This window comes from Pseudomonas sp. HS-18 (assembly GCF_020401845.1).
GTDB lineage: Bacteria > Pseudomonadota > Gammaproteobacteria > Pseudomonadales > Pseudomonadaceae > Pseudomonas > Pseudomonas nitroreducens.
In genome coordinates this window covers 4,815,136-4,838,860 of record NZ_CP084413.1, presented here as the reverse complement: position 1 = coordinate 4,838,860, position 23,725 = coordinate 4,815,136, and the positions used below count along the sequence as shown (strand labels likewise).

Genomic DNA, 23,725 nt, shown 5'->3' with positions numbered 1-23,725 from the left:
GACTCCGGAAATGAACTGGCTCCCCCGCAGGAGCGCTGGCAGCAGTTTCGCACCAAAGTCCGGAACTGTCAGACGCCTGCTACCAATGTCTCAGTGGCGCCGTGTCGCGCCTCACACTTGAGGGCGGCGCGCCGGACTGATAGCTTGCCGGCCTTTTCGCGGTCCGTCTGTCGTGCGCCTGCTGGCGCGCGGCACTTCATCGGGCCGCTACGCTCTGATGTGAGCGATGATTCTGCGTCGTGTGTCGAGGAGGGCGCCATGTTCAGACCGTTACCCATCACCTTGCAGCGCGGGGCCCTGCGCCTGGAGCCCATGGTGGAGGCCGACGTGCCGGACCTGGTGACGCTGGCGGAGCAGAACCGCGAGGTCCTGCAGTTCATGAGCGCGCCTGGACGCCCGGACTGGTACCGCCAGGGGCTGGCCGACCAGCGCGAGGGCCGCGCCCTGCCGCTGGTGGTGCGCCTGGGCAACCAGATCGTCGGCACCACGCGCTTCATGGACTTCCTCCCGGCGCTGCCGGCCTGCGAGATCGGCGCCACCTGGCTGGACCAGGCCCAGCACGGCAGCGGCCTCAACGCCACCATGAAGTACCTGATGCTGCGCCATGCCTTCGACAGCTGGAAGATGGTCCGCGTGCAGTTCAAGACCGCCGCCAGCAATGAGCGCTCCCAGCGCGCCATCGAGAAGCTCGGCGCGGTGCGCGAGGGTGTGTTGCGCAACCATCGGCGCCTGGCTGGCGGGCGGCTCGACGACACCATTCTGTACAGCATCACCGACCAGGAATGGCCACAGGTGAAGGCCGCGCTGGAAGCCGGTTTCGTCGGCTGAGTGATACTCTGCACCGCTTGCCCCCTCACCCTAACCCTCTCCCCAAGGGAGAGGGGACTGTTCGGCGCAGGAGGAAACTATTGTGTCAGCCGGCGCAGACGGCTCCCTCTCCCTCTGAGCGGGGCGCGTAGCCAGGGCTGGGGTGAGGGACAGCCCGGACGCCATTTTCCAGTAATGGCTGATATGCCGGCAGGGCACGGCATACAAAGAGTCCCTTGACGGGAGTGGTACATGGCAGAAGACCACGCAAGCGGCGAACGCACCCGCTTCTGGCGCGCCCAGGAACTGGGCGGCGTCGAGCTGCTGCACGCACGCTACATCGAGCAGGTGTTCTCGCCCCACGTCCATGAAGGCTTCGCCTTCGTCATGATCGAGCAGGGGGCGCAGCGCTTTCACCATCGCGGTGCCGAGCACTTCGCTCCGGCCGGCAGCGTAGTGCTGATCAACCCCGACGAGGTCCACACCGGCTCCAAGGCTGACGAGGCCGGCTGGCGCTACCGTGGTTTCTATCCGGAGCTGGCGCAGGTTTCCGGCGTGCTGGAGGAGCTGGAGCTGGGCAAGGGCGGCACGCCGTCCTTCGCTGCCAGCGTGGTGAATGATCCGGAACTGGTGCAGGCGCTGTTCGCCGCGCACCGGCTGGCGGATTCCGACGCTACTGTGCTGCAGCGCCAGACCTGCTGGCGCGAGGCGCTGCTGTTGCTGTTCCAGCGCCACGGGCGGATTCCCGAGGCGCAGCCCGCGGGCAATGAACCGGTGGCGGTGGCGCGGGCCCGCGAGCTGCTTGGCTCGCGCTTGCTGGAGCCGCCGTCGCTGGAGGAACTGGCCGCCGCCGTCGGGCTTTCTCCGTTCCACTTTGCCCGCGTGTTCCGCAAGGCCACTGGCCTGCCGCCCCATGCCTGGCTCAAGCAGCGTCGGCTGGAACAGGCGAGGGCGCTGCTCAAGCAGGGCTGCATGCCGGTGAACGTGGCCATGCAACTGGGCTTCGCCGATCAAAGCCACCTCAGCCGGCAGTTCAAGCAGGCCTATGGGGTCGGCCCTGGCGAGTATCGCCAGGCCTGCGCGCGGTCGCTCCGCCAGGCCTGACGTTTCTGCCGTATTCCCCTGAAGAACCTTGCCCTTGATGGGGTGCCGGCTTTTTTATCGACACGCCATTGAGCGATCGTTCGATACGACGGAAAGAGAATCTGAGTCAATCGGAATATTTTTTCATTTGCGATACATTTGCATTTACAAAATTTACATTCGGCTTTAATTTGCCACCCCTTCACGAAGTACCCGGGGAGGGGGAAGCATGTCGCACGTTCGTTCGTGGTCGCGCCTGGCGATCGCCGTTGCCCTGGCCACGCCGCTGCTGCCGGTGCAGGCCGAAGAAGACACCAGGGAACTGGAGACCGTCACCGTCGTCGGTGACTGGCTCGGCGAGGCCGACCAGCAGGTTGTGCAGAACCACCCCGGCGCGCGCACCGTGGTACGCCGCGAGCAGATGATCGAAGAGGGCGCGCAGAACGTACGCGACGTGCTGCGCGGTATTCCCGGCGTGCAGGTGCAGGACAACAACGGCACCGGCGGCAGCGATGTTTCCCTCAACGTCGGCGTGCGCGGCCTGACCTCGCGCCTGTCGCCACGCTCCACCGTACTCATCGATGGCGTCCCGGCCGCCGTAGCGCCCTATGGCCAGCCGCAGCTGTCGATGTTCCCGCTGTCGGTGGGCAACCTCGACAGCGTTGACGTCGTACGTGGCGCCGGTTCCGTGCGCTATGGACCGCAGAACGTCGGCGGGGTGATCAACTTCGTCACCCGGGCGATTCCCAAGGAGTTCTCCGGCGACGTCGGCAGCACCGTAGAAACCGCTTCCCACGGCGGCTGGAAGAAGCTCTACAACGCCTTCCTCGGCGGCACCGCCGACAACGGCATGGGCGCTGCACTGCTGTATTCGGGCGTGAAAGGCGCGGGCTACCGCGACGGCAACGACGCCACCGACATCGACGATGTGATGTTCAAGACCCACTGGGCGCCCACCGATGTCGACGAGTTCTCCGCCAACTTCCACTACTACGACGGCAGCGCCGACATGCCCGGTGGCCTGACCCAGGCGCAGTTCGACAAGGACCCGTACCAGTCGGTGCGCGACTACGACAACTTCACCGGTCGTCGCAAGGACGTCTCGCTAAAGTACAAGCGGCAGATCGACGACCTCACCCAGGTCGAAGTGCTGACCTACTACAGCGACAGCTTCCGTGGCAGCAACATCGCCAACCGCGATCTCAAGACCCTGGCGTCCTACCCGCGCGACTACCACACCTTCGGTATCGAGCCACGCGTGTCGAAGATCTTCATGGTCGGCCCGACCACCCAGGAAGCCAGCATCGGCTATCGCTACCTGAAGGAGGCGATGCACGAGCGCGCCAGCCAGGTCGGCCTGGTGAACAACATCCCGACGCCGATACCCGGCGCCGACGGCCACACCTACCAGGACCGCACAGGCGGTACCGAGGCGAACTCCCTCTACCTCGACGACAAGATCGACGTGGGCAACTGGACCGTTACCCCGGGCATCCGCTTCGAGCGCATCTCCACTGACTGGCACGAGCGCCCGGTCCTCGACAACAAGGGCAAGCCGGTCCAGGAGAAGAACCGCAGCAAGGACTACAACGAGCCGCTGCCGGCGCTCGCGGTGATGTATCACCTGTCGGACGAGTGGAAGCTGTTCGCCAACTACGAGACCTCCTTCGGCAGCCTGCAATACTTCCAGCTCGGCCAGGGCGGCAGCGGCAACGACACCGCCAGCGGCCTGCAGCCCGAGAAGGCGAAGACCTACGAAGTGGGCACGCGCTACGACAACGGCACCTGGGGTGGCGAAGTCACGCTGTTCTACATCGACTTCGACGATGAGCTGCAGTACATCAGCAACGACGTGGGCTGGACCAACCTGGGCGCCACCAAGCACCAGGGCATCGAGACCTCCGCGCACTACGACATGGCTGCGCTGGACCCGGTACTCGCCGGCCTGACTGCCTACGGCACCTTCACCTATACCCGCGCTACCTACGAAGGTGAGATCCCGTCGTTCAAGGGCCGCGACCTGCCGCTGTACTCGCGCCAGGTGGCGACCATCGGCCTGCGCTACGAGCATGACCGCTGGACCTACAACGTCGACGGCTTCGCCCAGTCGGGGCAGCGCGCGCCCGGCCCGACCACCAACTCCAACGGCAGCTTCACCGGCAACTACATCACCGAGCCGAGCGCCGATGGCCAGTACGGCGACATCCCCGGCTACGTGCTGTGGAACGCCCGCGTGGGCTACGACTTCGGCCCGCAGGCGTCGAACCTGAAAGTCGCCGCCGGGGTGAAGAACATCTTCGACCAGATGAACTACACCCGTTCCAGCGACAACAACGCCGGGATTTACCTGGGCGAGCCGCGCACTTTCTACGTGCAGGGCAGCGTCGGCTTCTGACGTCTTCCCGGCTCATTGAAAAGCCCGTCCTTCGCGACGGGCTTTTTCTTGCACGGATTACGGCGTTCGAATGGATTTGTGCGGAAAATGTGGCTTTTCTTCACGCTGTTGCCGTCATATCCGTGCTGTCATTCCGGCTCAAGGCCGCTACGCAGGTAAACAAGGACGATGTCTCAACACTCGCAATTCGCCCTGCTGGGCACCAAGCGATTCCTGCCCTTCTTCATTACCCAGCTGCTGGGTGCGTTCAACGACAACATCTTCAAACAGTCGCTGATCCTGGCGATCCTCTACCATCTCACCGTCGGCGGTGACCGCAACCTGCTGGTCAACCTCTGCGCGCTGTTGTTCATCCTGCCGTTCTTCCTGTTCTCCGCCCTGGGCGGCCAGTTCGGCGAGAAGTTCAACAAGGACGCGCTGATGCGCGCGCTGAAGCTGGCCGAGATCGTGATCATGGCGGTGGGCGCCGCGGGCTTCGTGTTCGGCAGCCTGCCGCTGCTGTTCCTCGCGCTGTTCGCCATGGGCACGCACTCGGCGCTGTTCGGCCCGGTGAAGTACTCGATCCTGCCGCAACACCTGCGCGAGGACGAACTGGTTGGCGGCAACGCCCTGGTGGAAATGGGCACCTTCCTCGCCATCCTCTGCGGCACCATCGGCGCCGGCGTGCTGATGTCGCGGCAGGACTATGCGGCCGGCGTCGGCATCGCCGTGGTGCTGGTGGCTGTCTGCGGTTTCCTCGCCAGTCGCAACATTCCCCGTGCGGCAGCTGCGCTGCCGGACCTGAAGGTCGACTGGAACATCTTCCGCCAGTCCTGGAGCATCCTCCTGCTCGGCCTGCGCCAGCGCCCGGCGGTGTCGCGCTCGCTGGTGGGCAACTCCTGGTTCTGGTTCCTCGGCGCGGTCTACCTGACGCAGATCCCGACCTACGCCAAGGAACTGCTGCATGGCGACGAGAGCGTGGTGACGCTGATCCTCACCGTGTTCTCGGTGGGCATCGCGCTGGGCTCGATGCTTTGCGAAAAGCTTTCCGGCAAGAAGGTGGAAATCGGCCTGGTGCCCTTCGGCTCCATCGGCCTGAGCCTGTTCGGCATCCTCCTGTGGTGGCATTCGGGCGGCTTCCCGCAGGGCGCGCAGCCCTACAACTGGCTGGACGTGCTGGAGCACTCGCAGTCCTGGGCTGTGCTGGCGGATATCCTCGGCATCGGTATCTTCGGCGGCTTCTACATCGTGCCGCTGTACGCGCTGATCCAGGCGCGCACCGAGGAAGACAAGCGCGCGCGGGTGATCGCGGCGAACAACATCCTCAATGCCCTATTCATGGTGGTGGCGGCGATCGTCTCGATCCTGCTGCTGTCGGTGGCGAAGCTGACGATCCCCGAGCTGTTCCTTGTGCTCTCGCTGATGAACGTCGCGGTGAACGTCTACATCTTCAAGATCGTGCCCGAGTTCACCATGCGCTTCCTGGTCTGGCTGCTGACCCATTCGATGTACCGAGTCGACCATCGCAACCTTGAAGCCATCCCCGACGAAGGCCCCGCGGTGCTGGTGTGCAACCACGTGTCCTTCGTCGATGCGCTGCTGATTGCGGGTTCGGTGCGGCGCCCGGTGCGCTTTGTCATGTACTACAAGATCTTCCGCATCCCGGTGCTCAATTTCATCTTCCGTACGGCCGGCGCGGTGCCGATCGCCGGGCGTAACGAGGATCCGGAGACCTACGAAAAGGCTTTCGCCAAAGTCGCCGAGTACCTGCGCGAAGGAGAGCTGGTGTGCATCTTCCCCGAGGGCATGCTGACCCTGGATGGCGAGATGAACGAGTTCCGCGGCGGCGTGGAGCGCATCATCGAGGAGACGCCGGTGCCAGTGATCCCGATGGCGTTGCAGGGCCTGTGGGGCAGCTTCTTCAGCCGTGACCCGCAGAAGGGCTTCTTCCGCCGGCTGTGGTCGCGGGTGTGCCTGGTGGCTGGTCAACCGGTGGCACCGGAAGAGGCCAGGCGCCTGGCGCTGCAGGAGCAGGTCGCGATGCTGCGCGGCGCGGCGCGCTGACTTTATTGGCGGCAAAGAAAAAGCCCCGGCAATGCCGGGGCTTTTTCATGGGCGTGTCGCGGTTCAGATGACCTGAACTTCGTCAGCCTGCAGGCCCTTCTGGCCTTCAACCACGATGAAGGAGACCTTCTGGCCTTCCTGCAGCGACTTGAAGCCGGTGCCCTGGATGGAGCGGAAGTGCACGAAGACATCGTTGCCGCTTTCCGGAGTGATGAAGCCGAAGCCCTTGGCGTCATTGAACCACTTGACGGTGCCGGTCTGACGATTCGACATGGAGATACACCTTGAACAATTGAATATTGTTTTGCGGAAAGGTCCGCGCTCGTCCTGAGTTGCAAGGTGCAGTCGAAGCCGGGTGGTGGGGAATGGCCCCACCAGGTCACGAGCCACAGTGACCCAAGCAAACACAGTGGCCCGCAGCATACCGACAAATTTTCGGGAAAGCGACAACCCGCCGGTATCGAGAACCGATACAGCGTCAGTGGCTCATTTTCAGTCCGACCAGTCCGCACAGGATCAGCGCAACGCTGAGCAGGCGTACCGGCGCCATGGACTCGCCGAACAGCACGATCCCGACGATGACAGTGCCGACAGCGCCGACACCGGTCCAGATGGCGTAGGCGGTGCCCAGGGGCAGATTCCTCATGGCCAGGCCAAGCAGGCCCATGCTGGTGATGATCGCCAGCACGGTGAGGATGGTCGGTATCGGTCGGGTGAAGCCTTCGGTGTATTTCAGGCCGACAGCCCAGCCCACTTCGAACAGGCCGGCGACGAACAGAATGATCCAGGACATGGAACTCTCCAGACGGTGGATGGAATGGAGGGCCGTCCCCGCTGGAGCACCGGAAGGTGGTGAGGTCGTCCTCACAATGTGCATTATTTTGCACAAAAGCGGTGCGCCGGGCAACCCGGCGCGGGAGGGTTGCCCTATTACGGGGCTTCTTTCTGGACGGGTGGCTCATCGGACATGCGTCGGAACCAGGTGGAAAGCGTAGCGCCGGAAATGTTGTGCCAGACGCTGAACAGCGCGCTGGGTACGGCCGCCAGCGGCGAGAAGTGCGCACTGGCCAGCGCGGCGCCAAGCCCGGAGTTCTGCATGCCGACTTCCAGCGCCAGCGATTTGCGCTGCGCCAGCGGCAGCCCGAAGACCTTGGCGGTGAAGTAGCCGAGCAGGAAGCCGAAACCGTTGTGCAGGATCACCACGGCCATGATCAGCAGGCCGGATTCGGCGATCTTCGCCTGGCTGGCCGCGACCACGGCGGCGACGATGATCACGATGGAAATCACCGAGATCAGCGGCAGCACATCGACCACGTGACGAACTCGCGCCCCGAGCATGCGCTGAGCGACGATGCCGAGGACGATGGGTACCACGACGACCTGCAGGATCGACCAGAACAGCGCGCCGAAGGACACCGGCAGCCAGGCCGAGGCCAGCAGCCAGATCAGCGCCGGTGTCAGCAGCGGGGCGAGGAGGGTGGTCACACCGGCGATGGCCACGGAAAGCGCCAGATCGCCGCGCGAGAGCCAGGTCATCACGTTGGAAGCGGTACCGCTGGGGCAGCAGCCGACCAGGATCACGCCCACGGCGATTTCCGGCGGCAGGTGCATCAGTTGGCAGAGCAGCCAGGCCATGCCGGGCATGATCACGAAGTGGGCGATCACACCGAGGGCGACGCGCCACGGGTGCCGGGCGACTTCGGCGAAGTCCTCGACCTTGAGCGTCAGGCCCATGCCGAACATCACCACGCCGAGCATTGGGACGATGGCGATGGTGAGCGGAGTGAAGAGTGAGGGGATGAAGAACGCCAGAATGGCGAAGAGCAGCACCCAGAGGGCGAAGGTGTTGCCCATGAAGCGGCTGAGCAGGATGAGAGCACGCATGGGCCGTCCTTCTTTTTATGTGGGCCTTATTGTCAGGACAGGCGCCGCGAGGACGCGGCGCCTGTCACGGCATCAGATGCCTTCGGGCATCGCTTCGCCACCGAGCGCTTCGATCAGCGCTGGAAGGAATTCGGCGAAGGTCAGCATCATCAGGGTGAAGCTGGCGTCGAGCTGGCCGAGGGCGTCTTCGCCGCCGTCCTGCTCCGCCTTCTCCTGCAGCATGTCTTCGAAGCGCAGGCGCTTGATCGCGACCTTGTCGTCGAGGACGAAGGACAGCTTGTCGGACCAGGCCAGGGACAGCTGGGTAACCAGCTTGCCGGCGGTCAGGTGCAGCTGGATTTCCTCGCTGGTCAGATCCTGGCGCTTGCAGCGCACCACGCCGCCGTCTTCGTGGGTGTCACGCAGCTCGCACTCGTCGAGGACGAAGAAGTCGCCGGCGGCTTCCTGGGTTTTCACCCATTCGGTCAGGGTGGCGGTCGGTGCGGTCTTCACGGTCAGCGGGCGCACCGGCAGCGAGCCCAGCGCTTCGCGCAGGGTGGACAGCAGGTCTTCGGCCTTCTTCGCGCTGGAGGTATCGACCAGAATCAGCCCCAGGCTCGGAGCGATGGCGGCGAAGGTCACGGAACGACGGATGAAGGCGCGTGGCAGCAGAGTCTGGACGATCTCGTCCTTGAGCTGGTCGCGTTCCTTCTTGTAGACCTTGCGCATCTGTGCGGCTTCGATCTCGTCGACCTTCTCCTTGAGCGCGTCACGTACCACGCTGCCGGGGAGGATGCGCTCTTCCTTGCGGGCACTGATCAGGAAGAATCCCTCGCTGGCGTGCACCAGCGGCGCGTCCGGGCCCTTGCCGAAGGGGGCGGAGAAACCATAGGTAGTCAGCTCCTGGCTGGCGCAGGAGCGCGCCGGTTTACTTGCCAGGGCCTTTTCCAGGGCATCGGCGTCGATCTGCAGATCCTGGGTGAGGCGATATACGAGCAGATTGCGGAACCACATGAGGGGCTAACTCCTGGACACAAAGGAGCCATTATTCCGTTCGGCGCGGTTCAGGCCAACCCCGTTTCGTCATTCCCCCTCTTCATCTAAGCCTTTGGAACATCTGAAAATTTTTTTCATCGAGGGGCTTGCCAGGTGCAAATGTCCTCCGTAGAATGCGCCCCACTTCGAGACGAAGGGTGATTAGCTCAGCCGGGAGAGCATCTGCCTTACAAGCAGAGGGTCGGCGGTTCGATCCCGTCATCACCCACCACTCGAGGTCCGACGCAGCGGTAGTTCAGTCGGTTAGAATACCGGCCTGTCACGCCGGGGGTCGCGGGTTCGAGTCCCGTCCGCTGCGCCACATTCTGAAAAGCCCTCAGGTAGCGATACCTGGGGGCTTTTTCTTTTCCTTCCTTTCCTTGTCTGCAAAAGCCTTTCCTGCGAAAGCGTCCCGTCAAAGTTGCCCGCTTCGATCACCGTGATTGCGTGCTGGCGGTCTGTCTTATCCTGTTAATTTTCTTATAAGTTTGCTGTGGGAACTTCTCTCTCGGCAGTGGTTCCTATTGCCCATAGCCACTGGCCACGAGCGCCTGATAAGCTCGCGGCTTCATTACTTAAGCCATGACGGCGCAAAGACAAGGATTCAGCATGAAACAACATCGGTTGGCGGCAGCGATCGCGCTGGTCGGCCTGGTTCTCGCGGGCTGCGACAAACAGGCCGCCGAAGTGGAACTCAAGACTCCTGCGCAGAAAGCTTCCTATGGCATCGGCCTGAACATGGGCAAGAGCCTCGCCCAGGAAGGCATGAATGACCTGGATTCGAAAGCCGTCGCCCTGGGTATCGAAGATGCCGTCGGCAAGCAGAAGCAGAAGTTGACCGACGAAGAGCTGACCGAAGCCTTCACTGCCCTGCAGAAGCGCACTGAAGAGCAGGTTGCCAAGAAGAACGCCGAGGCCCTGGAAGCCGGCAAGAAATTCCTCGAGGAAAACGGCAAGCGTGAGGGCGTGGTCACCACCAAGTCCGGCCTGCAGTACGAAGTCGTGAAGAAAGCCGACGGCGCACAGCCCAAGGCTACCGATGTCGTCACCGTTCACTACGAAGGCAAGCTGGTCGACGGTACTGTCTTCGACAGCTCCATCCAGCGTGGCAGCCCGATCGACCTGCCGGTCGGCGGCGTGATCCCGGGTTGGGTCGAGGCCCTGCAACTGATGCACGTCGGCGAGAAGATCAAGCTCTTCATCCCGAGCGAACTGGCCTACGGTGCCCAGAGCCCGAGCCCGACCATCCCGGCCAACTCGGTTCTGGTGTTCGACCTCGAACTGCTGGCCATCAAGGACCCGAATCAGCCTGACGCGGCTGAGGCTCCGGAAGCTTCGGCAGAGCAGCCCAAGAAGTAACTGAGTACCTTCGTACCAGTGGAAACGCCCCGTAACCTGCGGGGCGTTTTCGTTTGTGCGGGGAATGCTCTGGAACGGTGCGCTGACCGTCGGGTCTGAAGGGGAGTAACCTTCATTCCGGTGTTACCCTTATGCACATATTTGACGCAGTTGAAACAATCTCCTCCCCTTGACATTGCCGGGCCCTTCGCTTAGCCGCAACTGCATGATTTTTAACGCATTTGTAGGGGTGAACAAAAAATCGCCGATCTGTCTCCAGCCCTCGTGGCGCGGGCGTTTGGGCGACATCGAGGGTGTCTTTCAACAGAGTTATCCACAGGAAAGGTGGATAACCTGAACCTGCTCTGTACGAATCTTCCTATCGAGGTAAGTCGATGAAAAAGCCTCCGGGATTTGACCGTTTCCTCAAGCTCGCCAGCCGTTTCATCGCGGGTGGGCGAGTGCCTGCGTTGCTGTTCGCCGTCGCTCGCAAGAGTGGCCGGGTGAAGCTGGCCAGGACCGATCTGAAGCTGCTGCAGGAATTGCTGGTGGCCTGGGTGCGCGGCGATTACCGCGGCATCAGTTCCCAGGCCCTGGTTTCCGTGGTGGCGGCGCTGCTGTATTTCCTTTCACCCGTGGACCTGGTGCCCGACTGGCTGCTGGGCGTCGGCTTCCTTGACGACCTGGCGGTGCTGGCCTGGGTGGTACGTCGCTGGCAATCGGAGATCGATGCCTTCAAGGTCTGGCGCGACGCGCAGGGCGTGGAAACCCGCGAAGCCCTGAAGCAACTGCCGCCGCCGGAAGCGATTCAGCGTCTCTGACGCAGCCGCGCGCTCTGCTCGCCGAGCAGGCGCTGGATGGAACCGTCGCTCACCATCGCCTGCAGCACGGCATCCAGTCGCTCGGCGGGCAGCGGCAGGGCAGGGCCGTACGAGCAATGGATCGAGTAGTGCTGCACGTTGTTACTGTGGATCGCCACGGGCAATTCGTGGTGCTGGGCAAGGAGAAATTCCAACGGCCGGCGCATTTCGATCAATGCATCCAGGCGGCCGGCCTCGAGCATGTGCAGACGTGTATCCAGGTCGCGTACATCGGCGCGCTTCACCCGTCCTTCGGCGAAGGCCTGCATCAGCGGGGCGGGGTAGACGTAGCCCAGGCTGGTGCCGATGCGGATGTCGTGCAGCTGCGCGAGGTTCTCCACAGGCGGCGCATCCGCCCGCTGGGCCAGGGCATCTTCTTCCTCGAACAGGCTGGGAGACCAGTGCAGTTTCTCCGGCGCTTTCATCCACTGCGGATTGTTGATGCACAGCAGGTGGATCGCGCCCTGGGCGAGGGCGGGCTCGGCGCGCTTGTCCGGCGTTTCCACGAAGCGAATCTCGAGCCCCAGGCGCTGTCCGACGGCTTCCCCCAGATCGCGGATGAAGCCAGGTGCCAATTCATGGTCGATACTTTCCGCATAGGGCATGCCGTTGCTTGGCGAATAGCCCCAGCGCAGCTCTTCGGCGCCACACAGGGCGCTGGCCAGGCACAGGCAGAGTGGAATCAGGCGCTGCAAATCGTTCCCCCGATTTGTGGGCGTGACGGCGACCGCAGTATAGCCGGCACAGCCCGGCGCCAGGCTGTTAAGATGGCCGCCTGCAAGGAGTGTTGTCATGAACGTTCAAGTCATCATGCGTGACGGCGAAGCGGAGTACGCCGTGGTTCCCTGGGCTGAGTACCAGGCGCTGCTGGCGGCTGCCGGCCGCGGAGCTGCTCAGCTCGTCAAACCGGATGCGTCCCCGGTGTTCGACGAGAAGCCGGACTGGAAAGCCCTGCGGGAAGCCCGTGGCATCGCCATTGAAACGCTGGCGCGCTCGGTGGGCATCAGCCCGTCCTACCTGGCACTGATAGAGAACGGCGAGCGCGAGGCCAGCGACGCCATCCAGCATGGCCTGCGTCGTGCCCTGGGCACTGGGGAGTCTGCTTCTTGAGCGTGCAGATCAGTCGCAAGCATTGGGAAGGCCTGCTCGGCGAGCTGGAAGACGCCCGCCGCCAGCGCCACCTGCTCACCTACCGGGCGCTGATCGAGCGCCTGCAATTGCCGACCCCGGCCATGACCGTGCTGACCGCCGCGCTGGAACACCTGGCTGCGCTGGATGCCCGTGCGGGGCGGCCGATACGCAGCTCGCTGGTGATCAGCCAGGGCGCCAGCCGCCTGCCCAGAACCGGCTTCTTCGAGCATGTCGAACGCCTGGGCCGATTCTCCGGTGCGCCGGATGGTCCTGCTGCCGCCGGCTGGCATGCGGCGGAAGTGGTGCGCGTGTTCGAGTTCGAGTACCCCGAGGAGCTCTGACGTGGCGACGCCTCGCGAGCTGTTCTGGCGTCTGCGTGCACGGCTGAGCTATGCGGTGGCGCGGCGCCTGATGGGGTGGCCGTGGATGGTCCGCCAGCCGCGTTCCTGGGCCTGGATGCAGGGCCAGTTCGCACGCATGGCCGCGCTGGGGGATGTTGGCGCACAGAGCTTCTACGGCCACCTGCTGCTGTTCCGCGGACAGGGGTTTGGCGCCCGCGAGGAAGGCCTGCGCCTGTTGCGCCTGGCCGCCACTGCAGGCGACCACAAGGCGGCGTACCAGTTGGGCGTGCAATCCCTCAAGGGCGATACCCGCCATGCCGGCGATGCGCAGGAAGCGGCGCGCTACTGGGGGCAGGCCGCCGAAGCGGGGCATCCGCTGGCGGCCCGCAAGCTTGGCGAGTTGTACCGCAGTGGTGGCCCCGGTCTTGAACCCGATGTAGCCCAGGCCGAACGCTACGAGACGCGCGCCCGCCAGTTGGGGCTCTGAATCATTCTGCCGTGAGAATGTGCAGGCTGTAGCCGGGCATGTTCTTCGCTTGGCGCTTGGCCTCCGAGGCCAGCCCGGCCAGTTGGCTGGCGTCCAGACGCTGACCGGCGCCACTTTTCACGTGCACCACGCCGATCGACAGGGATAGCAGCGGATACTCCTCGCGCCGCCCCTGGCGGTTGTGTGCGACGAAGCAGCCCGCGTCCAGGTGCTCGCGGCTGTAGAAGCGCCGGCACTGGCCCTGGAAATCCTCCAGCAGGTGGTTGAGCCGCTCGCGCCAGTCCTGCGTCCCCAGCACCAGCATGAAATCGTCGCCGCCGATATGGCCGACGAAGTCCCGCGTCGGGTCCACGCGCTCGCCCAGGCACTGCGCCAGGCACAGCAGAACTTCATCGCCGCGGGCATAGCCGTAGAGGTCGTTGAAGGGCTTGAAGCTGTCGATGTCGACATAGCACACCACCGCTTCGCGCCCCTGTTGCAGCAGGCGTGAGAGGCACTGCTGGATGGGAACATTGCCCGGTAGCAGCGTCAGTGGGTTGGCGTGCCGGGCCTGGCGGATCTTCAGTTCGGTGATCAGCTTGAGCACGTCGATCACCCGGCCCAACCCCAGGTAGCGACCGTTCAGGGTGATGATGAAGTCTTCCTCGATGCGTTGCCGCGCGCGGCTGGTGAGCAGCCGGCTGACCTGCTGCAGCGACTGGCTGCGTTCCACCGCGAGGAAGTCGTCGCTCATCAGCCGGCTGATCGGCTTGCGCGCATACAGCTCCGGCGCGAACGGCTTGAGCAGGGTGTCCGAGAGTGCATGGCGATGGACGATGCCGACCGGTTGATCGTGGCCGTCGAGCACCGCCAGGGAGTTGAGGTTGGCCTGGGCGCGAAAGGCCTCCAGCACGTCAGCGATGGGCGTGCTGTCGCGCACCGCCGGTTGTTCCAGCTGCAGGGGCTCGAGGTCCGCTTGATCTTCGGCCAGCAACGCGCCAGCACTGTCCACTTCCGGTAGCAGGGCACGAGCGTCGCGGGGCGGAGTTTCGTTGGGGCGGCCAAGCAGGTAGCCCTGTACCAGGTCCACGCCCATCTCGGAAAGCACGGCCAGCTCTTCGGGAATCTCGATGCCTTCGGCGATCACCTGGGCGCGGGAGGCGTGGGCCATCTTCAGGATCGAGCCGACGAACTCGCGCTTCACCGCATCCAGGTGGATGCCTTCGATGAAGTGACGGTCGATCTTCACGTAGTCGGGTCGAAGCTCGGACCACAGGCGCAGGCTGGAGTAGCCCGCACCCAGGTCATCCAGGGCGATGGAAAAACCCATGGCGCGATAGTGGTGAAGTGCGGTGTCGAGGAGGGTGAAATCCTCGATGGGTGTCTGCTCGGTGAGCTCGATCACCACGTCACTGGGCGAGATGCCGAAAGTCTGCAGCAACTGCAGTGTGCGGCCGGGCTGGTGGGTTGGTTCCAGCAGGGATTCGGGCGACACGTTGAGGAACAGCTTGCCCTCGAGCTTGAGGTCGCGAAAGCGCGCGCAGACCTTGCGCCGGCAGAGCAGCTCCAGTTGGCTCAGGCGGCCGCTGCTGCGGGCGATGCTGAACAGCGGCAGGGGCGAGTGCAGAGGGCCGTTGGAAGGGCCGCGCGTAAGGGCTTCGTAGCCCACCAGGCGCCTTTCCGAAAGCGACAGGATGGGCTGGAACAGGCAGTGCAGGTCGCCGTGAGCGAGGATCTGGTCCAGCGCGCTCAACTGCTCGGTGACGGTCATGACGGTTCTCGGTGGCTGGAAATGCAAAGGGCCGGTTTCCCGGCCCTTTGCATTTCACGACAGCGTCATGACTGTTTGATGTCATCCGATCAGTGTTTGGCCACCTGGGAGTTCAGGTTCAGATAGTCGATCAGGATGTGCCCGGACTCGGTGAGGTAGGCGTCGTCCTGCGGTTTGGTCTTGTCCTCTTCCGGCAGGGCGTTCTCGTCTTCCTTCTTCAGTTCCTTGAGCGGTTCCTGGCCCTTGGATTTGCGCAGGGCGTTCTCCATGGCCAGCTGACGGTTCTCGATGCTGGTCTGCTGGGCGCGACGCTTGGCTTCATTGAGGCTGACGGTCTTCTCCTTCATCAACTCCTGGGCCAGGGCGAGGCGCTCGCGGGCGTAGACGAAGTCCGCGTTGTGCTCGGTGCGCGCGTCGTGGCGCGTGCGCAGCTGGTCGAGAAACGGCTTGAACGGATCGGCCTGGGCCTTCAGCACGGGCTTGATGGTGTCCCACGGCATCGAGTCGGGCAGGGCGCTTTCGCCGATTTCCTTGTCGTCGACGATGGACGGGTAGCCGATGTCGGGGATCACGCCCTGGTGCTGGGTGCTCTGGCCGGAGACGCGGTAGAACTTGGCCAGGGTCAACTTCAGCTCGCCATGGTTGAGCGGCTGAATGGTCTGCACGGTGCCCTTGCCGAAGGTCTGGCCGCCGACGATGAGCGCGCGGTGGTAGTCCTGCATGGCACCGGCGAAGATCTCCGAGGCCGAGGCGGACAGGCGGTTGACCAGCACGGTCATCGGGCCGGTGTAGAACGCCTTGCCCTCGTCATCGTTGAGCACGTCGACGCGGCCGTCGCTGTTGCGCACCAGCACGGTCGGGCCCTGATCGATGAACAGGCCGGTCAGTTCTGTGGCTTCCTGCAGGGAGCCGCCGCCGTTGTTGCGCAGGTCGATGACGATGCCGTCGACATTGTCCTTCTGCAGCTCGGCGATGAGCTTCTTCACGTCGCGGGTGGTGGACTTGTAGTCCGGGTCGCCGGCGCGATAGGCCTTGAAGTCGAGGTAGAACGCGGGCACGTCGATGATGCCCAGCTTGTAGTTCTTGCCTTCGTGGTCGATGGTGATTTCCGACTTCTTCGCCGCCTGGTCTTCCAGCTTCACCGCCTCGCGGGTGATGGTGACGATCTTGCTGGTCTGATCGTTCGGCGCGTTGGTGGACGGAATCACTTCCAGGCGGACCTGAGAGCCTTTCGGGCCACGGATCAGTTTGACCACTTCATCCAGACGCCAGCCGACCACATCGACCATCTCGCCCTTGCCCTGGGCGACGCCGATGATCTTGTCGGAAGTGGCGATCTGCTTGCTCTTCTCGGCGGGGCCGGCCGGTACCAGGCGCACGACCTTGACGTAGTCGTTGTCGCTCTGCAGTACGGCGCCGATGCCTTCGAGCGAGAGGCTCATGTTGATGTCGAAGTTTTCCGCGCTGTCCGGCGACAGGTACTGCGTGTGCGGGTCATAAGTCTGCGCGAAGGCGTTGATGTAGGCCTGGAAGATGTCTTCGCTGCGGGTCTGCTCCAGGCGCATCAGCTGGTTCTTGTAGCGCTTGGTCAGCTGTTCCTGGATGGCCTTGTTGTCCTTGCCGGCGATCTTCAGGCGCAGGACTTCGTCCTTCACCTTCTTGCGCCACAGGTCGTCGAGCGCGGCGCTGTCTTTCGCCCAGGGCGATTTCTCGCGGTCGATCTCCAGCGATTCGTCGGTCTTGAAGTCCATCTTGTCGACGCCCTTGTTCAGGGTGGCCAGGGCGAAGTCCAGGCGCTCCTTCAGGCGGTCGAGGTGACGCTTGTAGATGGTGAAGCCGGGCTCCAGTTCGCCGCTCTTGAGGAAGTCGTCGAACTGGGTGCGCCAGGGCGCGAACTGGTCGATGTCGGCCTGGGTGAAGTACATTCGCGCCGGATCGAGCGTCTTCAGGTAGCTGTCATAGATCTTTGCCGAGCGCTCGTCGTTCAGCGGCGGCTTGTTGTAGTGATGGCGCTTTAGCAACTCAACGATGTTGAGGCTGGCGATCACTTGATCCCGGTCAGGCTGCAGGCCGTCCCATACATTCGGGCTGGTGGTTGCCGCGAACGAGGAAAAGGCGGTTGCGCCGAGGATGAACAACAGGGCGGTACGGGGCAAAAATCGCTTCATGCTGATTCGACTGATCGCGGAGTTATGACGCATATTAGGCCTTAATTGGCGGCGCCGGGTTCAATCGCAGGTGAATTCGGCGCGAAGAAAGGGCCCGACCTTTCGGATCGGGCCCTGCAGGATCACTATGGAGGCAGCGTGAACGCATTGCAAGGCATCGAAGGGCGAGTGGAGTGGGCCGAGCGCCCGAACCCGACTTGCGCGCAGGGACAGATCCGCATCCAGGTCGCCGCCGCGGGACTCAACCGCGCCGACCTGTTGCAGGTGGCCGGTCTCTACCCGCCGCCACCGGGGGCGAGCGACGTTATCGGCCTGGAATGCGCCGGCGTGGTGACCGAAGTCGGTGCCGGCAGTACCTGGCAGGTGGGCGACCGCGTCTGCGCCCTGCTGGCTGGCGGCGGTATGGCCGAGGAAGTCGTGGTGGACCAGCGCCATGCGCTGCCGGTGCCTGCCGGCTTGAGCATGGCCGAGGCTGCTGCGCTGCCCGAGGTCTACGCTACCGCCTGGCTTAACCTGTTCATGCTTGGCGCTCTGCAACCCGGTGAAAAAGTCCTGCTGCACGCCGGTGCCAGCGGCGTCGGCTCGGCCGGCATCCAGCTGTGCAAGGCGTTCAACAGCCCATGCTGGGTCAGCGTTGGCTCCGCCGATCGACTGGCCTACTGCGAAAGCCTGGGCGCCGAAGGCGGCGCGCTGCGCGGCGAGAGCCTCGAATCGCTTCGGGATTTCGCGCCCTTCGATGTAATCCTCGATCCGGTGGGCGCCAACTACGCCAAGCTCGACCTGGAAATCCTCGGCCGTGACGGTCGCTGGGTGGTCATTGGCCTGATGGGCGGTCGCAAGGCCGAGCTGGACCTGGCGTTACTGCTGGGCAAGCGTATCCAGCTCATCGGCTCGACCCTGCGTTCGCGGGATGCGGACTTCAAGGCGCAGCTGATCGCTGAACTCGGACAGAAGGTCTGGCCGCTGTTCGAGTCCGGCCAAATCAGCGCTCAACTGGAGCGCACCTTCCCGGTCCGCGATGCGCAGAGCGCGTTCGATGCGCTGGCGAGCAACCAGGTGCAGGGCAAGGTGGTGGTAGTGATCGACGAGAGTCTGGGTTGAGTCGATTGCACTCATGAAAAGGGCCGCTGAAGCGGCCCTTTTTCTGCGCGAGAGGTCATTTCCAGTTCAGAACGTCCCAACCCATCTTCTGTGCGTGCTCCAGCAACACCGGGTCGGCGTTCACCACGTGCGGCTTGCCCACCAGCTTGAGCAGTGGCAGGTCGTTGCGCGAGTCTGAGTAGAAGTGCGCCTGGGCCAGGGGGCTGTCGTCGCCCTCCAGCAGGTCGAGCAGGCGCAGCACCTTGCCTTCGCGGTAGGTGAGCACGCCAACGGTACGGCCGGTGTAGTGGCCGTTCACTACTTCCAGGTCGATGGCCAGCACTTCGTCGATGCCGATGCGTTCGGCAATGGGCTGGACCAGGTGCACGCCGGAGGCTGAGATCACCAGCGGGCGGTCGCCAGCTTCGCGGTGGCGGGCGAGGGTGGCACACGCGTCGCTATGGATCAGCGGCTCGATCACGTCCTCGACGAAGGCTTCCACATCGCGCTCGATTTCTTCCACGCTGCGTCCGGCCATCGGTTCCAGGGCGAAGGCCATGTAGTCCTCCATGGGCAGCTTGCCCTGCGCATACAGCGCCATCAGTTCGGCGTCGCGCTTGAGGAACGACTCCGCGTCGACCCAGCCGAGATCGGCCATGCGCTTGCTCCACAGGCTCGCGCAGTCGCCGTCGATCAGGGTGTCGTCGAGGTCGAATATCACCAGGGCCATCAGGCCACCTCCCGAATGCTTTCAATGTCTACGTGCAGGCCGAGCGTGGTGCCGGCCGGGTACAGGCGCTCGGCGCTGCGGTTGAGGACGTCCACGGTCAGCTCGACGCCATTGGCGTCCACCCGGTAGCGGATCACGTTGCCCAGCAGGCTGTGGGAGAGTACCCGAACCGGAATGCCCTCGCTCGCTTCGGCGCTCAGGCGCAGGGATTCGGGGCGGATCGCCACCTGCTGGCGGAAGGGGCGGTCCAGGAGCCTGGTCGCCTGGGCCGCGTCGAGCAGGTTGTAGTTGCCGATGAAGCCGGCGGCGAAGGCGTTTTCCGGCGCCGTGTAGAGCGTCTCGGCGTCGCCGCTCTGGACGATGCGCCCGGCGTTCATCAGTACGATACGGTCGGACAGCGTCAGTGCTTCTTCCTGATCGTGGGTGACGAACACCGTGGTCAGTTTCAGCTCCTGCTGGATGCGCCGGATCTGCTCGCGCAGGTGCTTGCGGATGCGTGCGTCCAGCGCCGACAGCGGCTCGTCGAGCAGCAGAAGGCGTGGGCGGGTGACCAGCGAGCGGGCCAGGGCGACGCGCTGGCACTGGCCGCCGGAGAGCTGGTGCGGATAGCGTGTGGCGAGCGGGCCGAGTTCGACCATGTCCAGCACCTCGGCCACGCGTTGGGCGGATTCCGCTCCCGGCACCTTGTGCATGCGCAAACCGAAGCCGACGTTCTGCTCCACGGTCATGTTGGGGAACAGCGCGTAGCTCTGGAATACCATGGCGATGCCGCGCTTCTGCGGGCTCTTGGGCACGATGTCCTCGCCGTCCAGCAGGATGCGTCCGCTGTCCACCGCGGTGAGGCCGGCGATGCAGCGCAGCAGGGTGGATTTGCCGCAGCCGCTGGGGCCGAGCAGGGTGACGAACTCGCCGCGCTCGGCGGCGAAGTCGATGTCCTGGAATACCGTGGTGCTGCCGTAGCTCTTGTTCAGTGTTTCGACGCTGAGGAAGCTCATGTCAGGTCTTGTCCTTGTTCAAACGATTTGCCGCCCAGGTGAGCAGCAGGACGAAGAGGAAGTAGGAGACCACCACCGCGCTGGTGTAGTGGCCGCTGCTGTTGCGCATGTTGTTGAGGAACACCTGCAGCGTCTCGTAGCGGGTGCCCACCAGCAGGTTGGCGAAGACGAACTCGCCGATGAGGAAGCTGAAGGACAGGAACAGCGCCACCATCAGGCCCTTGCGCAGGTTCGGCAGCACCACCAGCAGCGCGGCCTGCCAGGTGCTGGCGCCGAGCAGGTGGGCGGCGTCCATCAGGTCGTGCAGGTTGATCGCCTGCAGGTTGTTGCTGATCGCCCGGTACATGAAGGGCAGGGCGATGGTGAAGTAGCAGCCGATCAGGATCCACGGCGTACCGACGATGGGCACCGGGCCCGAGGCATAGAGCTGCAGCAGGCCGACCGACGAGACTACTGGTGGCACCGCGAAGGGCAGCAGGATCAGCACGTTCATCAGTGCGTCCAGGCGTGGGAAGTAGTAGTGGATGACGAACATCAGCGGCAGCACCAGCACCACGCTGAGGAGCAGCGCGCCGAAGCACACCAGCAGCGACTGGCCGAAGGCGACGAGGAAGCGCGGGTCGCTCCACAGGGTCAGGAACCACTTCAGGGTCAGCCCGTCGGGCAGCACGCTGGCGCTCCACGAGGTGGCCAGCGAATAGAGCAGGGTGGCGGCCAGCGGCACCAGCAGGATCAGGAACAGCGCGTAGACCACCACGCGGTGGTAGAGCGCGTTAGCGTTTCTCGACATGGTAGCTCCGGCGCAGCAGCCACTGGTGGGCCAGGGTAATGATGCTCATCAGGCCGACCAGCACCATCGCCAGGGCGCTGGCCATGTTCGGGTCGAGGAACACGTCGCCCGAGACCAGCCCGGCGATGCGGATCGGCACCACGTTGAAGTTGCCGGTGGTCAGCGAGTAGACCGTGGCGTAGGCGCCCAGCGCGTTGGCCAGCAGGATGACGAAGGTGCCCAGCAGCGCAGGGGTCAGCACCGGGATGCCGATGTGCCGCCAGAACGCCCACTGGCTGGCGCCCAGCAGCGCGGCGGATTCGCGCCAGTCTTCGCGCAGGGCGTCGAAGGCCGGGTAGAGCAGCATCACGCCCAGGGGAATCTGGAAGTAGGTGTAGAGGATGATCAGGCCGGTCTTCGAATAGAGGTTGAAGTCCTCGATGATCCCCGCCTGTTTCAGCAGCAGGGTGATGGCGCCGTTGAAGCCGAGGATGATGATGAAGGCGAAGGCCAGCGGCACCCCGGCGAAGTTGCTGGTCATGTTGGCGAAGGCCATCACGAAGTCGCGCAGCTTGCTGTCCACCTGGCGCAGCGAGTAGCTGCCGAGGATGGCGATGAACAGTCCGATCAGGCTCGACCACAGCGAGATTTCCAGGCTGTAGCGGATCGCCTGGAGGTAGAAGGGCGAGCCGAAGATCTCGCTGAAATTGCCCAGGCCCCAGCCGTCGCCGGTGCGCACGCTGTTGATCATCACCCACAGCAGCGGCGCGAGCTGGAAGGCGAAAAAGAACAGTGCGAAAGGCAGCAGGCAGAGCAGGGCGAAGCGTTTTCCGGTGTTCGATCTCATGCCTTGAGCAGCTCCCGGCAGACCGGTTTGTCGTGGGGCGCGCCGAGGATCTCGCACAGCGTGCCGCAGAGTTCGACCTGGCGCGGGCGGGCCTGGTCATCGAGGCTGAATGCCTCGCCGAAGACGAACAGCGGCACTTCGCGCTCCTCGGGGAGGATGCCGCCGTGGCTGCGGTCGTCGTTCATGCCGTGGTCGGCGGTGACCATCACCTGGTAGCCGGCGGCCAGCCACTGGTGCAGGTATTCGGAGAGGATGATGTCGGCGTGCCGCGCGCTGTTGCGGTACTGCGGCGTGCCGAGGCCGTGCTTGTGGCCGGTGTCGTCGATGTTCATCGGGTGCACCAGCAGGCAGTTCGGCGCGTGCCGGCGGCGCAGCGACTCGGCGTCGGTGAACAGGTGCGAGTCGGGGTAGTGGTCGGTCCAGTAGAAGTGCCCGTGCTGGATCGGCAGGGATTCATCGTCGGTATGCCGGTCGCGCGCCGGGTCGAAGGGCGTGCGGTTGTACAGCTCGCTGACCCAGTGATAGGCCGCTGCGGCGGTCGTCAGGCCGGCGTCGCGGGCGTAGTGGAACAGGCTGCGCTGGTTGGACCGGCGCGACACATCGTTGTGCAGGATGCCGCTGTCGATGGGGCGCACACCGGTAAGGATGCATTCATAGAGCGGGCGCGACAGCGACGGCAGCTCGCATTCGAGCCGGTACAGCTGGCCGCGGCCGGCATTGCACAGCGCTTGCAGGTGGCCCATGCAGTCGTGGGCGACGCTGTAGTTGAGGCCGTCGAGGACGACCAGGATGACGTCGTGGCGCATGGGCGGGGCCTTCGGCGAAACGCGGCCGCCCCGGCGTGAACCGAGGCGGCTGGGCGTCATTGCATGTTGATGATGACGTTCTCTTGCCACATCCGCGGCAGACGCTTGGAGGTCTCTTCCCAGGCCTTGGGATCCTTGATCGGCTGGGCCTTGGCGTACTGCTCGTTGGGCAGCAGCTTGGCTTGTACGTCGGCCGGCAGGGTCAGGTGCTCGGCACGGATCGGCCGGGCGTTGCCCTTGGCCAGGTTGATCTGCCCGGCGTCGCTGAAGATGTACTCGCGGGCCAGCTTGGCGGCGTTCGGGTTCTTCGCGTACTTGTTGATGATGGTGGTGTAGCCGGAGATCACCGAGCCGTCGGAGGGGATCAGCACCTCGAAGCGCGACGGGTCGATCTGGTCGCGGTAGCTCAAGCCGTTGAAGTCCCAGACGATGCCGACTTCCACTTCACCCTTCTCCAGGGTGTTGATCACCGGGTTGGTCAGCGACAGGCGGCCCTGTTTGGCGAGCTGGGCGAAGAACTCCAGGCCAGGCTTGATGTTCTTCTCGTCGCCGCCATTGGCGATGCTGGCGGCCAGTACGCCGTTGACGGCCTGGGCAGCGGCGCTGACGTCACCGATGGTGACCTTGTACTTGCCCTTGAGCAGGTCGGCCCAACTGTGCGGGACCTCCTTGACCAACTGCTTGTTGACGATGAAGGCGATGGTGCCGGTGTAGGCGAGTGCCCAATGGCCGTCCTTGTCCTTGGCCCATTCCGGGACCTGGTCCCAGGTGCTGGGCTTGTAGGGCTGGCTGACGTCCATCTGCATGGCGATAGGGCCGAAGGCGGCGCCGACGTCACCGATGTCGGCGCTGGCGTTTTCCTTCTCGGCCTTGAACTTCGCCAGCTCCTGGGCCGAGCTCATGTCGGTGTCCATGTGCTTCAAGCCGTACTTGCTTTCCAGGTCCTTCCAGGTGTCCTTCCAGTTCGCCCAGCTGTCGGGCATGCCCACGCTGTTGACCTGGCCTTCCTTGCGGGCGGCGGCTTCCAGCGATTGCAGATCGGCGTTGGCCGCCATGGCGAGGCCGCTGCCCAAGGCAATGGCCGATCCCAGCAGTGAAGCAAGCAAGCGTTTCATTCGGTGCTCCTTCGGTTTGAGTGATTTCAAGCGTGGTCTAGATCAGCAAGACGCAGGCCAATCTAAGCGGCGCGGATGACAG

22 protein-coding genes, 2 tRNA genes and 1 pseudogene are annotated in these 23,725 nt (G+C 64.1%); 12 read left to right on the top strand and 13 right to left on the bottom strand.

All coding sequences use genetic code 11. The features are described from left to right. Positions 1 to 241 precede the first annotated feature (241 nt). The 4 genes and pseudogenes from LDJ84_RS22520 to LDJ84_RS22505 all read left to right on the top strand — a co-directional run bounded on the left by LDJ84_RS22520 (position 242) and on the right by LDJ84_RS22505 (position 6,328). Positions 242 to 828 (top strand): annotated as a pseudogene (locus tag LDJ84_RS22520) (GNAT family N-acetyltransferase). 231 nt (positions 829 to 1,059) lie between these two features. Then, the gene (locus tag LDJ84_RS22515; RefSeq protein ID WP_065085974.1) at positions 1,060 to 1,911 is read left to right on the top strand and encodes a helix-turn-helix transcriptional regulator; all 852 of its coding nucleotides are present in this window, start codon (positions 1,060 to 1,062) and stop codon (positions 1,909 to 1,911) included. A gap of 208 nt (positions 1,912 to 2,119) precedes the next feature. After that, positions 2,120 to 4,285: a TonB-dependent receptor family protein gene (locus LDJ84_RS22510; RefSeq protein WP_065085973.1), complete on the top strand. Its 2,166-nt coding sequence runs from the start codon at positions 2,120 to 2,122 to the stop codon at positions 4,283 to 4,285. Between the two features lie 168 nt (positions 4,286 to 4,453). After that, entirely contained in the window at positions 4,454 to 6,328 is a 1,875-nt protein-coding gene (locus LDJ84_RS22505; RefSeq protein WP_169889922.1) for an MFS transporter, read from the top strand. Positions 6,329 to 6,391: 63 nt separating this feature from the next. Here the strand turns inward: LDJ84_RS22505 and LDJ84_RS22500 are convergent, their stop codons facing one another. The 4 genes from LDJ84_RS22500 to rdgC all read right to left on the bottom strand — a co-directional run bounded on the left by LDJ84_RS22500 (position 6,392) and on the right by rdgC (position 9,205). Continuing rightward, positions 6,392 to 6,601, bottom strand: a complete 210-nt coding sequence (locus LDJ84_RS22500; RefSeq protein ID WP_024763416.1) for a cold-shock protein — start codon at positions 6,599 to 6,601, stop codon at positions 6,392 to 6,394. A 205-nt stretch (positions 6,602 to 6,806) separates the two neighbouring features. Beyond that, positions 6,807 to 7,121: a quaternary ammonium compound efflux SMR transporter SugE gene (gene sugE, locus LDJ84_RS22495; RefSeq protein ID WP_024763417.1), complete on the bottom strand. Its 315-nt coding sequence runs from the start codon at positions 7,119 to 7,121 to the stop codon at positions 6,807 to 6,809. Positions 7,122 to 7,258: 137 nt separating this feature from the next. After that, positions 7,259 to 8,212: a bile acid:sodium symporter family protein gene (locus LDJ84_RS22490; RefSeq protein WP_226045424.1), complete on the bottom strand. Its 954-nt coding sequence runs from the start codon at positions 8,210 to 8,212 to the stop codon at positions 7,259 to 7,261. Positions 8,213 to 8,284: 72 nt separating this feature from the next. After that, on the bottom strand, positions 8,285 to 9,205 hold the full coding sequence (gene rdgC / locus LDJ84_RS22485) for a recombination-associated protein RdgC (protein WP_024763419.1): 921 nt from the start codon (positions 9,203 to 9,205) through the stop codon (positions 8,285 to 8,287). Positions 9,206 to 9,382: 177 nt separating this feature from the next. On the opposite strand from rdgC, the gene LDJ84_RS22480 reads away from it, so the two are divergent. The 4 genes from LDJ84_RS22480 (at position 9,383) to LDJ84_RS22465 (ending at position 11,385) form a co-directional block, all read left to right on the top strand. Beyond that, positions 9,383 to 9,458 (top strand) — tRNA-Val (locus tag LDJ84_RS22480). A gap of 13 nt (positions 9,459 to 9,471) precedes the next feature. Then, positions 9,472 to 9,548: transfer RNA gene (locus LDJ84_RS22475), tRNA-Asp, on the top strand. Positions 9,549 to 9,835: 287 nt separating this feature from the next. Then, the gene (locus LDJ84_RS22470) at positions 9,836 to 10,585 is read left to right on the top strand and encodes an FKBP-type peptidyl-prolyl cis-trans isomerase (RefSeq protein WP_024763420.1); all 750 of its coding nucleotides are present in this window, start codon (positions 9,836 to 9,838) and stop codon (positions 10,583 to 10,585) included. Positions 10,586 to 10,959: 374 nt separating this feature from the next. Next, a complete protein-coding gene (locus tag LDJ84_RS22465; RefSeq protein WP_024763421.1) occupies positions 10,960 to 11,385 on the top strand; it encodes a YkvA family protein in 426 nt (141 codons plus the stop codon). On the opposite strand, the gene LDJ84_RS22460 is transcribed toward LDJ84_RS22465, so the two are convergent. After that, positions 11,373 to 12,119, bottom strand: a complete 747-nt coding sequence (locus LDJ84_RS22460) for a substrate-binding periplasmic protein (protein ID WP_037009232.1) — start codon at positions 12,117 to 12,119, stop codon at positions 11,373 to 11,375. The genes LDJ84_RS22465 and LDJ84_RS22460 overlap by 13 nt on opposite strands. Positions 12,120 to 12,216: 97 nt before the next feature. Here LDJ84_RS22460 and LDJ84_RS22455 point away from each other — a divergent pair, with 97 nt between their 5' ends. The 3 genes from LDJ84_RS22455 to LDJ84_RS22445 all read left to right on the top strand — a co-directional run bounded on the left by LDJ84_RS22455 (position 12,217) and on the right by LDJ84_RS22445 (position 13,383). Beyond that, positions 12,217 to 12,534: a helix-turn-helix domain-containing protein gene (locus LDJ84_RS22455; RefSeq protein ID WP_024763423.1), complete on the top strand. Its 318-nt coding sequence runs from the start codon at positions 12,217 to 12,219 to the stop codon at positions 12,532 to 12,534. After that, positions 12,531 to 12,896, top strand: a complete 366-nt coding sequence (locus LDJ84_RS22450; protein ID WP_024763424.1) for a hypothetical protein — start codon at positions 12,531 to 12,533, stop codon at positions 12,894 to 12,896. The genes LDJ84_RS22455 and LDJ84_RS22450 overlap by 4 nt, the downstream gene beginning before the upstream one ends. A 70-nt stretch (positions 12,897 to 12,966) precedes the next feature. After that, positions 12,967 to 13,383: a tetratricopeptide repeat protein gene (locus tag LDJ84_RS22445; protein ID WP_226046613.1), complete on the top strand. Its 417-nt coding sequence runs from the start codon at positions 12,967 to 12,969 to the stop codon at positions 13,381 to 13,383. Position 13,384: 1 nt separating this feature from the next. On the opposite strand, the gene LDJ84_RS22440 is transcribed toward LDJ84_RS22445, so the two are convergent. Both LDJ84_RS22440 and LDJ84_RS22435 read right to left on the bottom strand, forming a co-directional pair. After that, positions 13,385 to 15,133, bottom strand: coding sequence for a bifunctional diguanylate cyclase/phosphodiesterase (locus tag LDJ84_RS22440; protein ID WP_226045423.1), 1,749 nt, complete (start codon positions 15,131 to 15,133; stop codon positions 13,385 to 13,387). A gap of 89 nt (positions 15,134 to 15,222) precedes the next feature. Beyond that, positions 15,223 to 17,301, bottom strand: a complete 2,079-nt coding sequence (locus tag LDJ84_RS22435; protein ID WP_024763425.1) for a carboxy terminal-processing peptidase — start codon at positions 17,299 to 17,301, stop codon at positions 15,223 to 15,225. A gap of 138 nt (positions 17,302 to 17,439) precedes the next feature. Here LDJ84_RS22435 and LDJ84_RS22430 point away from each other — a divergent pair, with 138 nt between their 5' ends. Continuing rightward, entirely contained in the window at positions 17,440 to 18,402 is a 963-nt protein-coding gene (locus LDJ84_RS22430) for an NAD(P)H-quinone oxidoreductase (RefSeq protein ID WP_024763426.1), read from the top strand. A 55-nt stretch (positions 18,403 to 18,457) separates the two neighbouring features. On the opposite strand, the gene LDJ84_RS22425 is transcribed toward LDJ84_RS22430, so the two are convergent. The 6 genes from LDJ84_RS22425 to LDJ84_RS22400 are packed head-to-tail and all read right to left on the bottom strand — an operon-like array spanning position 18,458 to position 23,643. Further along, on the bottom strand, positions 18,458 to 19,111 hold the full coding sequence (locus LDJ84_RS22425; protein ID WP_169889917.1) for an HAD family hydrolase: 654 nt from the start codon (positions 19,109 to 19,111) through the stop codon (positions 18,458 to 18,460). Beyond that, the gene (locus LDJ84_RS22420; protein WP_065085969.1) at positions 19,111 to 20,106 is read right to left on the bottom strand and encodes an ABC transporter ATP-binding protein; all 996 of its coding nucleotides are present in this window, start codon (positions 20,104 to 20,106) and stop codon (positions 19,111 to 19,113) included. Before LDJ84_RS22420 ends, LDJ84_RS22425 begins: the two co-directional genes overlap by 1 nt. A gap of 1 nt (position 20,107) precedes the next feature. Further along, positions 20,108 to 20,896: an ABC transporter permease gene (locus LDJ84_RS22415; protein WP_024763428.1), complete on the bottom strand. Its 789-nt coding sequence runs from the start codon at positions 20,894 to 20,896 to the stop codon at positions 20,108 to 20,110. Continuing rightward, complete coding sequence (locus tag LDJ84_RS22410; protein ID WP_024763429.1) at positions 20,880 to 21,722, bottom strand: ABC transporter permease; 843 nt, start codon at positions 21,720 to 21,722, stop codon at positions 20,880 to 20,882. The genes LDJ84_RS22415 and LDJ84_RS22410 overlap by 17 nt, the downstream gene beginning before the upstream one ends. Next, on the bottom strand, positions 21,719 to 22,528 hold the full coding sequence (locus LDJ84_RS22405; protein WP_226045422.1) for an alkaline phosphatase family protein: 810 nt from the start codon (positions 22,526 to 22,528) through the stop codon (positions 21,719 to 21,721). The genes LDJ84_RS22410 and LDJ84_RS22405 overlap by 4 nt, the downstream gene beginning before the upstream one ends. A 56-nt stretch (positions 22,529 to 22,584) precedes the next feature. Next, positions 22,585 to 23,643 carry an ABC transporter substrate-binding protein gene (locus LDJ84_RS22400; RefSeq protein WP_024763431.1) on the bottom strand — a complete coding sequence of 353 codons (1,059 nt, stop codon included), beginning with the start codon at positions 23,641 to 23,643 and terminating at the stop codon, positions 22,585 to 22,587. Between the last annotated feature and the right edge of the window lie 82 nt (positions 23,644 to 23,725).

What these genes read in the sequence shown, in the direction of transcription:
- LDJ84_RS22515 (WP_065085974.1), top strand. Translation starts at nt 1,060, where the DNA reads ATGGCAGAAGACCACGCAAGCGGCGAACGCACCCGCTTCTGGCGCGCC.
- LDJ84_RS22510 (WP_065085973.1), top strand. Translation starts at nt 2,120, where the DNA reads ATGTCGCACGTTCGTTCGTGGTCGCGCCTGGCGATCGCCGTTGCCCTG.
- LDJ84_RS22505 (WP_169889922.1), top strand. Translation starts at nt 4,454, where the DNA reads ATGTCTCAACACTCGCAATTCGCCCTGCTGGGCACCAAGCGATTCCTG.
- LDJ84_RS22500 (WP_024763416.1), bottom strand. Translation starts at nt 6,601, where the DNA reads ATGTCGAATCGTCAGACCGGCACCGTCAAGTGGTTCAATGACGCCAAG.
- sugE (WP_024763417.1), bottom strand. Translation starts at nt 7,121, where the DNA reads ATGTCCTGGATCATTCTGTTCGTCGCCGGCCTGTTCGAAGTGGGCTGG.
- LDJ84_RS22490 (WP_226045424.1), bottom strand. Translation starts at nt 8,212, where the DNA reads ATGCGTGCTCTCATCCTGCTCAGCCGCTTCATGGGCAACACCTTCGCC.
- rdgC (WP_024763419.1), bottom strand. Translation starts at nt 9,205, where the DNA reads ATGTGGTTCCGCAATCTGCTCGTATATCGCCTCACCCAGGATCTGCAG.
- LDJ84_RS22470 (WP_024763420.1), top strand. Translation starts at nt 9,836, where the DNA reads ATGAAACAACATCGGTTGGCGGCAGCGATCGCGCTGGTCGGCCTGGTT.
- LDJ84_RS22465 (WP_024763421.1), top strand. Translation starts at nt 10,960, where the DNA reads ATGAAAAAGCCTCCGGGATTTGACCGTTTCCTCAAGCTCGCCAGCCGT.
- LDJ84_RS22455 (WP_024763423.1), top strand. Translation starts at nt 12,217, where the DNA reads ATGAACGTTCAAGTCATCATGCGTGACGGCGAAGCGGAGTACGCCGTG.
- LDJ84_RS22445 (WP_226046613.1), top strand. Translation starts at nt 12,967, where the DNA reads ATGGGGTGGCCGTGGATGGTCCGCCAGCCGCGTTCCTGGGCCTGGATG.
- LDJ84_RS22440 (WP_226045423.1), bottom strand. Translation starts at nt 15,133, where the DNA reads ATGACCGTCACCGAGCAGTTGAGCGCGCTGGACCAGATCCTCGCTCAC.
- LDJ84_RS22435 (WP_024763425.1), bottom strand. Translation starts at nt 17,301, where the DNA reads ATGAAGCGATTTTTGCCCCGTACCGCCCTGTTGTTCATCCTCGGCGCA.
- LDJ84_RS22425 (WP_169889917.1), bottom strand. Translation starts at nt 19,111, where the DNA reads ATGGCCCTGGTGATATTCGACCTCGACGACACCCTGATCGACGGCGAC.
- LDJ84_RS22420 (WP_065085969.1), bottom strand. Translation starts at nt 20,106, where the DNA reads ATGAGCTTCCTCAGCGTCGAAACACTGAACAAGAGCTACGGCAGCACC.
- LDJ84_RS22415 (WP_024763428.1), bottom strand. Translation starts at nt 20,896, where the DNA reads ATGTCGAGAAACGCTAACGCGCTCTACCACCGCGTGGTGGTCTACGCG.
- LDJ84_RS22410 (WP_024763429.1), bottom strand. Translation starts at nt 21,722, where the DNA reads ATGAGATCGAACACCGGAAAACGCTTCGCCCTGCTCTGCCTGCTGCCT.
- LDJ84_RS22405 (WP_226045422.1), bottom strand. Translation starts at nt 22,528, where the DNA reads ATGCGCCACGACGTCATCCTGGTCGTCCTCGACGGCCTCAACTACAGC.
- LDJ84_RS22400 (WP_024763431.1), bottom strand. Translation starts at nt 23,643, where the DNA reads ATGAAACGCTTGCTTGCTTCACTGCTGGGATCGGCCATTGCCTTGGGC.